Source organism: Terriglobia bacterium, assembly GCA_020073085.1.
Classification (GTDB): Bacteria; Acidobacteriota; Terriglobia; order JAIQFV01; family JAIQFV01; genus JAIQFV01.
Genome location: JAIQFV010000003.1, coordinates 100,105 through 113,089, shown reverse-complemented (window position 1 = coordinate 113,089; position 12,985 = coordinate 100,105). Strand labels below are relative to the sequence as shown.

Annotated in this window: 10 protein-coding genes; all 10 read right to left on the bottom strand. The window is 57.4% G+C overall.

The features are described 5' to 3' along the window. Positions 1 to 286: 286 nt before the first annotated feature. Positions 287 to 1,291: a type I glyceraldehyde-3-phosphate dehydrogenase gene (gene gap / locus LAO21_04805; GenBank protein MBZ5552018.1), complete on the bottom strand. Its 1,005-nt coding sequence runs from the start codon at positions 1,289 to 1,291 to the stop codon at positions 287 to 289. Between the two features lie 250 nt (positions 1,292 to 1,541). Continuing rightward, on the bottom strand, positions 1,542 to 3,491 hold the full coding sequence (locus tag LAO21_04800) for an ABC-F family ATP-binding cassette domain-containing protein (GenBank protein ID MBZ5552017.1): 1,950 nt from the start codon (positions 3,489 to 3,491) through the stop codon (positions 1,542 to 1,544). Positions 3,492 to 3,719: 228 nt separating this feature from the next. Further along, the gene (locus LAO21_04795; protein ID MBZ5552016.1) at positions 3,720 to 4,865 is read right to left on the bottom strand and encodes a divergent polysaccharide deacetylase family protein; all 1,146 of its coding nucleotides are present in this window, start codon (positions 4,863 to 4,865) and stop codon (positions 3,720 to 3,722) included. A 168-nt stretch (positions 4,866 to 5,033) separates the two neighbouring features. Continuing rightward, positions 5,034 to 6,311 carry a S41 family peptidase gene (locus tag LAO21_04790; GenBank protein MBZ5552015.1) on the bottom strand — a complete coding sequence of 426 codons (1,278 nt, stop codon included), beginning with the start codon at positions 6,309 to 6,311 and terminating at the stop codon, positions 5,034 to 5,036. Between the two features lie 101 nt (positions 6,312 to 6,412). Further along, on the bottom strand, positions 6,413 to 7,516 hold the full coding sequence (asd, locus tag LAO21_04785) for an aspartate-semialdehyde dehydrogenase (protein MBZ5552014.1): 1,104 nt from the start codon (positions 7,514 to 7,516) through the stop codon (positions 6,413 to 6,415). 52 nt (positions 7,517 to 7,568) lie between these two features. Beyond that, positions 7,569 to 8,402, bottom strand: a complete 834-nt coding sequence (locus tag LAO21_04780; protein MBZ5552013.1) for a 2,3,4,5-tetrahydropyridine-2,6-dicarboxylate N-succinyltransferase — start codon at positions 8,400 to 8,402, stop codon at positions 7,569 to 7,571. Continuing rightward, entirely contained in the window at positions 8,389 to 9,306 is a 918-nt protein-coding gene (gene dapA / locus LAO21_04775) for a 4-hydroxy-tetrahydrodipicolinate synthase (protein ID MBZ5552012.1), read from the bottom strand. The genes LAO21_04780 and dapA overlap by 14 nt, the downstream gene beginning before the upstream one ends. A 2-nt stretch (positions 9,307 to 9,308) precedes the next feature. Continuing rightward, the gene (locus LAO21_04770; protein ID MBZ5552011.1) at positions 9,309 to 10,034 is read right to left on the bottom strand and encodes a dihydrodipicolinate reductase; all 726 of its coding nucleotides are present in this window, start codon (positions 10,032 to 10,034) and stop codon (positions 9,309 to 9,311) included. Continuing rightward, positions 10,031 to 10,987: a M20/M25/M40 family metallo-hydrolase gene (locus tag LAO21_04765; protein ID MBZ5552010.1), complete on the bottom strand. Its 957-nt coding sequence runs from the start codon at positions 10,985 to 10,987 to the stop codon at positions 10,031 to 10,033. Before LAO21_04765 ends, LAO21_04770 begins: the two co-directional genes overlap by 4 nt. A 158-nt stretch (positions 10,988 to 11,145) precedes the next feature. Next, a complete protein-coding gene (gene lysC, locus LAO21_04760) occupies positions 11,146 to 12,576 on the bottom strand; it encodes a lysine-sensitive aspartokinase 3 (GenBank protein MBZ5552009.1) in 1,431 nt (476 codons plus the stop codon). Positions 12,577 to 12,985: the final 409 nt, after the last annotated feature.

The window sequence follows — 12,985 nt, the reverse complement described above, 5'->3', positions numbered from 1 at the left end:
TCCTGCGGGAGAGTTTCACGCTTACCTCAGATCCTCATGAAGCAGGTCCGGAACATTGCATTTTCAATTTCCGGAACGCGCAGAACCGGTGGCCGCCCCTGACCTTCACGGGGCTGCCTCAGGGGGTCTCTTCCTACTGCCGGCGATAGCAACTTCGAAGAACCGGGCGCCACGCCCCATTGACCTGCACGCCGTCAATCCAAACTCTAAGACAGCGGTTCCACTCTTATGGTGCAACTGTCAGAAACCCCGCCGGAAGAAAATTGGCATGGAGGTTCAAAGAGGTCTATTTATGCCCCACGATGAACCGGATCAAGTCACGGACACGGCAACTGTAACCCCACTCATTGTCGTACCATGACATCACATGAACAAGCCGGTCTCCCACCATCTTGGTGTATCCCGCATCAAGAATGGAAGAGTGTGGGTTCGCCCTGAAATCAACCGATACCAATTCCTCCTCGCAGTACTGCAATATTCCCTTCATCGGGCCTGCCGCCGCGGCTCTCATCGCCTCATTCACTTCGGTGGCCGACGTCTGCTTCTCCAGTCCGCAGACCAAGTCAATCACGGACACATTAGGAGTCGGTACTCGCATGGCAATACCGTCCATCTTTCCCTTCAGCTCAGGGATGACCACGCCGATCGCCTTGGCCGCCCCGGTCGAGGTGGGAATGATCGAAACCGCAGCCGCGCGTGCGCGTCTCAGGTCCTTATGGGGAAAATCGAGGGTGACCTGATCGTTGGTATAGGAGTGAATCGTCACCATAAATCCACTGCTCACCTTGAAGTGATCATTCAACACCTTTGCCACCGGAGCCAGACAGTTCGTGGTACAAGATGCGTTGGAGACTACATGGTGTTTTTGCGGGTCGTAGGTGCCTTCATTGACTCCCAGCACGATGGTGTGGTCAACGTTCGTTCCAGGGGCGGTGACAATGACCTTGTTCACGGTGCCTCGGATGTGCTTTCGGGCGTCTTCACCCTTCGTAAACTTTCCCGTCGACTCGATCACCATCTGCGCCCCAAACTTCGTCCAGTCGATGGCCTCAGGATTTTTCTCCTTCAGCACCCGAATGGATTTACCGTTGACGACGATGTTGTCGTCCCCATGATGGATTTCGGCAGGGCAAATACCGAGCAACGAATCGTATTTCAGCAAATGAGCCAGGGTCTTTGGATCTGTCAAATCGTTCACGGCAACAAAATCGATCTCCCGGTCGTCCAGGGCGGCCCGCAGCAGATTCCGTCCAATACGACCAAACCCGTTGATTCCAATTTTGACTGACATAATAATTTCCTCCGAATGAACCAGGATGATTGCTGACTGCCGGGATGGTCAGGCAGCTCGTCTGCTTTGAGACATCTTGTGGGGTGGTTACCCAAAAGAAAAGTGAGTTTACTTGGCGCTGCAAATCTATGTCAACAGGTTAAAAGCACGACAGGGCTCCGGCTGGCGTCCTCAGGGAGCATCCAATCGCCCCGGCCCTGCCACCGGGCGGATCCCTTCCCCTCACCACATTCAGCGCGTTCGGCCCCGCTCAAGCCTCTTCCCTTTCGAGGGCCGCCCATTCATCGTACAACCGCCGCAGCTGTTCGGTCAGGGACTGGTAAGCTTCGCTCAGGGCTCTGATCTGTTCCGGGTCGGAATAGTTGGTGGAGTCGGACAAGTGCTCTTCCAGGTCCTTCAACTCCAGTTCCAGCTTCGTGATTTCATCCTCAAGCCGACTGAGATCTTGGATTCTTTGGCGTTCTCGATTCGTGCTGGGCTTTTTTACTCCTCGGCCCGTCTCCGCTTTCGGCACATCTGCCAGGCTCAAGGGGACGCCCCGTTTGCCTTCATCTTTTAGATTTTTCTTTTTCGTGCTTTCGGGGAGGGTCGGCGCCGGTGTGGAGGTCAGGCCCTTGACATACTCTGAATATCTCCCATCGAAGAGCTCCATCTTTTCGTTTTCGAACACCAGCAGTCGTGAAACCAACTGCTCAAGCAGATAGCGATCGTGAGTGGCGACGAGAAGCGTCCCGTCATATTCCGTCAGGGCTTCTTCCAATGCCTCCCTCGAGGCGATATCGAGATGGTTCGTAGGCTCATCAAGCAAGAGGAAGTTGGGGTGCTGGCAGATCAGCTTGGCCAGGCTCAACCTCGACTTTTCTCCACCGCTAAGGCTCTCGATGCGCTGAAACACCTCCTCCCCTTTGAACAGAATCCGTGCCGCAAAGGAGCGCAGTTCCCCGTCAGTCGCCATGGGCGCGAGCAGACGCAGTTCTTCAAGGACGGTGTTCGACGGATTCAAGTTCTCCAGGGTCTGATCGTAATACCCGAGGTGAACCCTTTCCCCGGGAATCCAGGCTCCCGACAGGCGTTTCAAACGGCCGCAAATGGTTTTCAAAAAGGTTGATTTACCTGACCCGTTTCTCCCAATCACCCCGTAGCGCTCGCCCCGGAAGAGCTTCAGGTCAATCCCTGTGACGACGGAGGTCTCACCGTATCCAATGGTCCCGTTTTCAATTTCAAGCACCCGGTGCGCGCTCGGCAGGGTCACGTGGAAATCAAACCGCGCCGATTCCTCTGCCTCCGAAGGTTTCTCGAGTCGGTCCACCTTCGCCAGCATCTTCCGTCGCGACTGGGCTTGCTTCGTCTTTTGCCCGGCGATGTTTCGCCGGACGTAATCCTCGGTCCGCTCAATCCACTCGCGCTGTTGTTCGTAAGCCTTCGTGGCCTGTTCCAGACGTAACTGCTTTTGCCGGTGGTAAGCCGAATAGTCCCCTGAGTAGGTCTGAATCCTTCCATTTTCGAGCTCAAAAACACGGCGGACCACTCGATTCAAAAAATAACGATCGTGCGATACCACGAGAAAGGCGTTGGGGTAACTCTGCAGAAAATCTTCGAGCCAGGCGACTGCTTCGAGGTCCAGATGGTTGGTGGGTTCATCCAGCAGGAGCAGGTTGGGTTCGCTGAGCAAAAGACGCGCCAGGTTGAGCCGGTTCATCTGCCCTCCCGAGATCTCCTCGCCCGACCTCGAAAAATCAGAACTCCCAAACCCTAATCCCATGAGGACGGCTTCCGTGCGCGCCCGGAAGGAATACCCCCCTCGCAACTCGAATTGATGCAGCAAATCACTTAAGCGCATAGAGTCCTGCTCCCGCGTCCCGGCGAAGGCAGGATCAGAGAGGTGATGCGTGAGCATTTCTATTTCGCGCTCCTGAGACAGCAACCCCGAAAAAACACCTTCGGCCGCCTCAAAGACGGTGGCGTTGGACTCGCCATGAACCAGTTGCTCCAGGTAGCTGATCTGCAGCTGGGCAGACCGAATGATGGTACCCGCATCCGGTGGTATCTGGCCGGCGATCAGCCGGAGGATGGTTGTTTTCCCGGAGCCGTTGCGTCCAATCAGACCGATGCCCTCCCCCGGATCAATTTGGAAGGATGCCTCCTCCAAAACTTCGGCGGCGCCAAAGGAAATTTTCACGCGTTCAAATCGAACCAGCATTTAATTAAAGTTCAAAGTTCAACAAACCAGTTCAAAGTCCAAGGTCCAAAGTCCAAGGTCCAAAAACCCAACTCAAAGTTTAAAGTTCAAGGTTCAAAGTTAAGAACAAACCCACGGTACGGATCAGGGCAATTGTTTCAGGCTTCCGACATCCGACCTCTGACTTCCGACTTCTGACGTCTGGCTTCCTCCACCCTCCACCTGATCCCCGGCACCAGACCCCTCTCCTCACGACACCAATTCCGAGGCGAACACAATCTTCACTCCGCGGCGTTCAAATTCGGGAAGTTTCCGGCGCAGAGCTTCAATGGTGCTCGGATACGGGTGGCCAATGGCGATGGCCGAGCCCTGCTTCAACATTCGCTTGAGCAAGACATCGAGCTGGTACTCGGTATACGGCACGTTTCTCTTGTCGTCGAGGAACACCGAGCGGAAGTTAGTGGGGACTCCCATTTCCCGCGCCACGGCGTAGCCCTGGGTGGCGGGCGTCGTGCGACTGTCGATAAAGTAGAGTCCGCGCAACTTCGCCAGCGCCAGGACTTCGGCCATCAAGGCGCGATTGGGAGTCGCCTTCGAACCCATATGGTTATTCATCCCGACAGCGAAGGGTACATTGGCGACCATTTCCTGAAAGATTGACTCTACTTCCGAGGGCGACATGGATGACAGAATGGTCTTCGGTTCGATCACCAGCCCTTCGTGAGCTTCCGGTTCCATCGGCAAATGCACCATGATCTCTTTGCCGTTCGATTTGGCCAGTTCCGCCGTCTTCTGTGTGTACTTGAGTTCAGGAATGATCGAAAAGGTCAGATTCTGCGGGAGTTTGACCAATTCCTCAGCCACACTCAAATCGGCACCAAGATCGTCAATAATAATCGAGACCCGGTAGTCTCCCTGGAAGAACTTGGGCAGGTCAATTTTAGAAGGCTCGATCTCATCGGGGGGCAGTGTTGCGGTCCTTCGCGGCTCGGTCTGAGACTCCAGGGTCAGGAGGATGGAACTAACCCGGTTTTTTCCCTCCGAGACTTCATAAAGCACAAAGTCCGTTCCATCCTTGGGAGAAACCCACCGCTTGTAGGACAGCTCATACCGGCTCGCTATTTTCTCCACCGCCGCCCCCGCCTGCTGAAGCACGATCCGGTTGGGCGCAACGATTTTCATATGGGTCATCTCTTGAATGCCGCCGTCTGTCCCTGCGGGTTCGGTGGCGACCGTCGGCTTACAGGCCGCCAGGTCTCCTCCCCGTAACGCCTGCTTCAATTCGGCATGAAACAATGCCCCCCGATTCTCCTTCGGCCTCGGAATCTGCTGACACGAGCCCAGGAGCAAAGTCAGAATGACAAGAAGATGGATTCTTTTCCGGTTGGTCATCATGAGGAAATTAATTTCCGAGAATAGGAGTTGGAGTCTTTCAGTCGTGGCAAGCATTCTTGGCCCGCGCATATGAAAATGGCGATCCACCGCGGTGGATCGCCATTCGGATTTCCCGGGACCTGTACTGAACTCAAGGATGCAGAGGGTGGGCTTCCACCTCCTCAGCACTCAAGCGGCTTTCTTTTCTCTTGCGGACTCCTCATGAAGCACTTCAAGCGCCTTATTCAGGATGACATCCGGCTGGTTCCTGGGTTTTGGCGGCAACCCCGCCTTCGACTGTCCTTTATCGGCCGGCGCCGCCTCGGATTCGGCAATCGGTTCAGCCTGCGCCGCCAGATTGTCTTCATCAATCTTAACGACGACGTTGGGAAGCACCCCGGATTTACTCAGATCTTTGTCGTTCTGAATCAAATGTCCGGCCGGTGTAAAGTATTTTCCCACGGAGAGCAGGATGGCCGATCCATCTTCCAGAGGAATCAGCTTTTGGATCGATCCGATGCCATAACTGCGCTCTCCGATAACGTCACCGCGGTTGTTTTCGAGGATGGCAGACGCAATGACCTCCGCATCAGACGCGCTTCCACGGTTCATGAGCACTGCGACAGGAAGTTGAGTCGCCGTCTTGCTTTTCTCGGCGACAAAGGTTTTCTTGGGATATTTCTGCCCTTCGACCGTCACTATGGTTCCGTGATCGAGGAACAAGTTCGCCACAGCCACTGCTTCTTCGAGATCATTGCTGGCCATGTCTCGGACATCAAGCACGAGCTTCTTGGCCCCCTGCCGTTCCATCGCCTCGACGGCCTTCTTCACCTCTTGGGCCTTCCCGGAGGCCAAATCGGAGATCCGGAGGTAACCGGTGCCCTGCTCAAGCATCCTGGATTCCACGGGGGGCACTGGAAGGGCTTCCCTGATGATATCCACCTTAATGGGCTCAGCCCGCTGGCCGCGGAGAATGGAAAGCGTCACGGTCGCGCCCACCGGTCCTCGGAAGAACATCCGGGCCTGCTGCATGCTCACGTCGCGCGTGGAAACTCCGTTGATGGCTTCGATAATGTCACTCGTGATGAGACCTGCCCGGTCGGCCGGCGAGTTCGGGACCGTGGTGACGACGTTGATGTAACCGAACCGCTTGGAGATCTGCACCCCGATGTCGCCCCTCTCTCTCATGGCGCCGCCGTTCATCTGGGCCACTTCCTGAGGGGTGAGGTAGCTGCTGTACGGATCCAACGACTCCAGGACCCCGCGCAGCGCGCCCTCGGACACCTGTTTCAAGTTAGGCTCCTCGACGTAGTCATTTCGAATGCGCAGAAGAACTTCACTGAAAACCTGCAGTTGTTTGTAGGCTCCCTCTGCCGGGGTTTCCTTCCCGATGAGGCCGCCGACGACGGCGTAGAAAACCACAAGGCACGAGAGCAACACAATTAACGCTTTTATCTTTCTATTCATCCGTTTGTCCCAAACAGAGCATAATTTGTAACCAGGTGCCCCGAATTATACAGTCCCGGGGCAATTTTGACAAACAAACAATTCACAGCGGGAGGGACGGCTTATCGTGACGAATCCGCCAGCGAGTTCCTCATCCTCTTCTCCTTGCTCAGCCATCCCGTTGCAATCAGCAATTCCCCATTCAGGATCGCGGCGCCTGCCGCGCCCCTTACCACATTGTGTCCAAGCGCCACAAACCGGTAATCCAGAACCGGATCCTGAGCAATTCGGCCGATAGTGACGCTCATCCCCCTGCCGGCGTCGCGGTCAAGCCGGGGTTGAGGGCGGTCGGGCTCATCCCGCACAATCAAGGGGTGGGATGGCGCCGAATGGAGGCCCATGCTCTGAGGAACACCGGTAAAGGTCTCGAACGCCTCGCGGACCTCAACGGGCTTGGCAGGTCGAGATAGCTTCACCCGCACGGCCACGGTGTGGCCGTCGGAAACATTCACCCGATGACACTGAGCACTTACCGGCATCGGCGCATCCTCCACCTTCTCGCCTTTGTAAACACCCAGGATTTTCTTGGTCTCCCGCTGGATCTTTTCTTCCTCGTGTTCGATGAACGGCAGCACGTTATCGGTGATATCCAACGAGGCGACTCCCGGATAACCGGCTCCCGAAATGGCCTGAAGGGTGGTCGCCGCGACGGCTTCAAGGCCAAAGGTGCGCTGCAACGGCGCCAGTGCCAGGGTCAACACGATTGTCGAACAATTCGGATTGGTAACCAGGTATCCCCCGTTGGATCCGGGCGACTGGAGTTGAAGCTCCAGTAATCCCAGATGGTCCGGATTGACCTCCGGGATCAACAGGGGGACCGCGGGATCCATCCGGAAGGCCGAGGAGTTGCTGATCACCGGATAGCCGGCTTCGGCAAATGCTGCTTCTGACTTTTTCGCCACATCCGCAGGTAGACTTGAAAATATGATCTCACAATCCAGCGGGGGATGCGGCGGGTGAATGACCATCAACCGGGCATAGGAGGGCATCCCCCCCGGCAGTCTCCACGCGCAGGCCTCCCCATAGGTCTTCCCCTGAGACCGGTCGGAGGCAGCGAGCGCGGTGACTGTGAACTGAGGATGGCTTTCCAACAAGCGGATGAACCATTGTCCAACCATCCCAGTGGCTCCCAGAATTCCCACACGGTACTTGTGATCTTCAGCCATAAGCCTTCCCTTCCGTCATCTGATCCTTGGACTGTCCAGCACTCATCCATCTTTAGCGTAAAGCCTCTTCAAGTTGTGTTGCCGCATCCGATTTCTCATCCCGGTACTTGACGATGACCGGAGCATAAAGGGACAAACCTGAAGCGCCGCTTGGGCGATCCTGGACGGCTCGGGCGCCCGGGACGACAACCGCCCCAGCGGGGACTTCAAGCGAGGCCCCCTGTTCGCGCCGATAAACCCGGTTGCGGACAAGGTCATACAGCGGAGTTGAACCCGTGAGAATGGTGCCTGCCGCGAGAATCGCCCGTTCCCGCACAATCGCCCCCTCGTAAATACCACAACCCCCGCCGACCATCACATCGTCTTCGATGATGACGGGCATGGCGCCAACCGGCTCGAGCACACCCCCGATCTGGGCGGCGGCGGAGACGTGGACCCTTTTGCCCACCTGGGCGCATGAGCCCACCAGCGCATGGCTGTCAATCATGGTCCCTTCATCGACATACGCCCCGACATTGACGTACATCGGGGGCATGCAAACCACGCCCGGGGCGACGTACGCCCCATCCCGGATACTGGATCCTCCGGGAACGATGCGCACATTGTCTCGCAATGCCGTCGCGCGCACCGGATACGTATCCTTATCGAAGAAGCGCAAGCTAGGACCTGAAGACATGTCTGCCAACATCCCCATCCGAAAGCCGAGGAGGATTCCAAGCTTGACCCACAAGTTCACCTGCCACACCCCGTTGGGCAGACGCACTGCCGAGCGGACTTCGCCGCAATTGAGCGCGGCCTTGAACTCGTTGAACAGCGCACGATCTTCTTCTGTAAAGCTGTTGCGGCCGCTTGCCGAGAGGAGCTCGATGCGTTCACGCAACTGCATGGGAGGTTTCCTTCACCAATCCAAGTTCCACCAGGACTTCCCGCACTTTCAGCCGGGATTTTTCCTGCACGGGTACTAGCGGGAGTCGTAATTTTTCTTCAATCAGTCCCATTTGGGCTAACGCCGCCTTGACTGGCCCCGGGCTCGACTCAATGAAATTCACCTCCATGAGATCGAGCAACCGGAAGTGAAGCGTGCGGGCTTCTTCCCAGTCACCCGCCAGGGCCCGATCCACCATTCTTGACATCAAGTCGGGTACTTCGTTGGAGACCACCGAAATGATCCCATCCCCCCCCAGCGAAAGCAAGGGGAGCGTCACGGCATCGTCACCCGAGAAAACTCGAAACCCGGAGGGACGATGGTGGAGGATTTCCATGATTTGCGAAAGGTTTCCGGAGGCCTCTTTGACCGCCACGATATTCCTCACCTCGCGGGCCAGCCGGAGCACGGTCGCGGCGGCGATGTTCGAGGAAGTGCGGCCCGGAACATTGTACAGCACCATCGGGAGATCGCCCACTGATTCGGCTATGGCACGGAAGTGTGCATAAAGCCCCTCCTGTGTCGGCTTGTTATAATAGGGGGCCACGACGAGTATGGCATCCGCTCCCAGCTGCCGCGCCGCCAGGGAATATTCGATGGCCGTTGAGGTGGAGTTGCTGCCAGTCCCCGCTATCACGTGCGCGCGCCCTCTTGCCACCTCGACCGTCATACCGATCACCCGCGCGTCTTCCTCTTCCGTCATGGTGGCGCTCTCGCCTGTCGTGCCACAGGGCACCAGGAGTCGAACCCCCTGGGTGATCTGCCGCTCCACCAGCGCCCGGAATGCCTTCTCGTCAACAGCCCCTGCCGAATCAAATGGAGTCACCAAGGCCGTTGCGCAACCTTGAAGCCAACCGATCTGCATGCTCATTTCATATCCCTCCTTTCACGTTTCACCTCACTTAGGATTTCATCCAAAACGTCTGAGAACTCAAACACGCCTCGCCGCCCCATGACCCACTGCGCCGCAACAAGGGCACCCGAGGCAAATCCCTCCCGAGATCGGGCCGTATGCGCCAACAGGATCTGATCGGGAGCAGAGTCAAACCCCACCCGGTGGGTGCCGGGAATATAGCCGGCGCGGGTGCTGGTCACGGCAAGGTCGCGCCCTGAACGCGTCGCCACAATCTCACGGAGACGGAGCGCCGTGCCCGAAGGCGCATCCCGCTTGCGTCTGTGGTGAGCTTCTTCAATGAAGGCATCATATTCGTCCACGCGGCCAAACAACTCTGCAGCTTGCGCCACGACACGATAAAAAAGGTTTATCCCAATGGAGAAATTAGCCCCCAAAATGAGACCGCCATGGAGGGACTGGACCACTCGCCGTACTTCGGCCTCTTCCGCTTTCCAGCCGGTCGTCCCCTCGACTAGAGGAACACCCGCTCGCGCGCAGGCCGTCGCATGTTTGAGGACGGCATTGCCCACCGAAAAATCGATCGCCACTTCGTGCCCCCGAAGGCGATCGGACATTTCCTCAAGCGTCAGAACCGAATCCTTCGAGGTGAAAATCATCCCGATTTCCCGCCCCTGATTGCGGGCGCATGTTTCCACGAGGCGGCCCATCGCCCCATGACCGAGCAAGGCGATTCTCACCGGCGGGTCTCCGTTCTCAGCTCATCCCCCTCCGGGGCATGGGCGCGGCCAAGCAGGATGTGCGCGAGTTTTGTGTATAGCCCCACTGCCTTGATGATCTCTGTTTTGGAGATGCGTTCATGCTCGGTGTGGGCTTCCAGAATTGAACCGGGCCCCAACAACAGCGGTACTCCCCAGTTCTTGAGGTGGGGGATATCAGTCGTGAAGCGGACGACACACTCCTCAAAGCCCTCAACTGCCATGAGACGTACGGGTTCCGCGATGGAAAGGACATCAAGCCGAGCCAACCCATCCACTGCCTGTTCCAGCAATTCTTTGACGAGTTCGGAACCTGCCACCAGACGAATCTGAACCTCGGCGTAGGCCTCGGAGGGTACCACGTTGGTCCGTGTGCCCCCTCCCACGACTCCGATATTGCAGGTCGTTTCCCCCAGGAAGTCATCGCGGGGCCACTGGACTTCACGGAGCCGCGCCAGGGCATCGAGCAGTTTTTCAATGGCGGACTCGCCCTGTTCCGGATAAGCCGAATGCGAGGCCCGGCCCTCGGCTCGAATCCTGGCCCGCAGGGAGCCTTTGGAGGCGATGGCCAGCTTGTTGTCGGTAGGCTCTCCATTGATCATGTAATGGCAGGAGGATGCCAAAGCGTGCTGATTGGCAGCGCGCGCCCCCAGGCTTCCCACCTCCTCGTCCACGAGAAACAGAAATCCCAGGTTTGTCTTCCCCTCCGCACGCAACCGCTCGGCAGCAGCTATTTGCGCGGCCAGAATTCCCTTGGCGTCACAAGCTCCGCGACCGTATAGATAATCCTCATCCTCACCCGGGGTAAGCGGCGGAGGCACCGTATCGAGATGCGTCGAAAAGAAGACGCGAGGATCATTTCCCGAGGTGGCGATGACGTTCATCCGGCCCGCAGCGACTTCCTGGATCTCCACGCGGTAATTCAGACTTTCCATGAGCCGGGCCACGAAGCCAGCTATCTCCGTTTCTTCTCCTGAGGTCGAAGGGATCTTGAGAAGCTGGCGCGTCAATGCAATAGGGTCGGCATGTGCCGGTTTTTCTGAAGCCAAGGGTGTCTCCCTTTCCTCTGACCGGAACGAACATTATGAAGGTCTCATGATGAGGTGCGAACCACTCCTTCGTGAATCACCGCTTCGGAGTCCACCCCCATCTCCCTCAGATCCACCTCGAAGAAGGCCTTGTGAAGACGCGACACCGCTTCCCCCACAAACGCCTCATCAATAACGAAGGTCAGATTGATCCGTGAGGCCCCCTGGGAAATGAGCGAGATATTAATGTCCCTGAGCGTTCCGAACACCCGGCCTGCGATGCCGGATGTGCTCCGCAGCCCCTCGCCCACCACACAGATGATGGCCCGGTGATCTTCCACTTCAACGGTCCCCAACTGTTCCAAATCCTTGAGAATGGCCGGCAACGCGGAGGAATTATCCAAGGAAAGTGAAACGCTCACTTCCGAAGTCGTGACGACGTCGACAACAGTCCGATGGCGTTCAAATACCTCGAAAAGGGAACGTAGAAAACCGTAAGCTCCGAGCATTCGTCCTGACGAAATTTGGAGTGTGGTAATCCCCGCCTTGTGGGCGATGGCCTTAATTCCCCGCGGCGAGATCTCGCTCTCATGCCCGATCATGGTTCCCGTCTTCTGGGGAGCACGCGAATTGCAGATGCGAAGAGGAATTCCCCGATCCACCGCGGGATGCACCGTCTTGGGATGCAGGACCTTGGCGCCAAAATAGGCAAGCTCGGCCGCTTCCGCATAGGAAAGCCGGGTTATCGTCCGGGCGTTCTTTACCAACCGGGGGTCCGCCGTGAGAACGCCTGTAACGTCAGTCCAAATCTGGATCTCTCTTGCGGAGAGGGCGGCCCCCACCAGGGCCGCCGTATAATCCGACCCGCCCCGCCCGAGGGTTGTCGTCAGTCCCTCCCTCGAGGCGCCGATGAAACCCCCGAGAACAGGAACCGTTGAAGCATCGAGCAGCGGTTGAATTTCGGCCCTAGTACGCAAATCCGTCTCGGGCCACAAAGGCACAGCGCGGCCATGCTCGTCATCGGTGACAATGCATCGACGCGCATCGACGAGCGCCGTTGCAAGTCCGCGCTGCCGAAGCACCCGGCTCAGGACCAGGGCAGAGAGACGCTCGCCGTAGGAAACAATCTCGTCTTCGAGCATGGCCCGAGCTCGCGGCCGCTGACTGAGTTGCTGTAGTTGGCTGGAAATCGTTCTGCGGGCATCATCCAGCGCGAGTCCAATCTCCGGTGTTTCAGGGACACACAGGTTCTTTGCCACTGTCAAATACCGCTCAAAACAGGACTCCAGTGAACGAACGGCCTCTCCATGGGAGCCGTGTTCTGCCAACCGGACGCTTCCCAGCAACGCATCCGTAACGCCACCCATGGCCGAAACAACAACGACCGGGAGGGCCTCCCTTTGAGCGAGGACGATGGATGCCACCCGATCAAACGCATTGGTGTCTTCTACCGATGTTCCGCCAAACTTCAGAATGGTCGGTCGCTGAATTCCCATGGTTAAAAGTCCTGCTCAGCTCTGGGTTCGGGGTCGAAGCTCTGGCCGCAATCCGCAACCAGAAATCAAAAATAAAAAAAGGCCGGCCGCGAGTGCTCACGACCGACCTTGGAATAGACGGGTGCGGGAGAAACCGCACTCCATTGCCTCTGTCGTAGCTCTCCACCGGGATGAATCCCGGCGACAGTCCTGTGGATTTAGCCACAGCAACCAGCCCGTCTGCCGTGAAGGCGGCGCGACGGCTTCGGCGGCCTTCCCCTTTTGCCCGGGCGATCCTGAATCCTTCACTTCTTCCGGACCGGCTACTCCTGGAGGCCGCGCCTCTACTTGGTTGTAAAAGATCATTCCCCTGGAAGCCGCGAAACTTAACAACAACTCCTGGCCTTGTCAAGCGGAGAATTGGCAGATA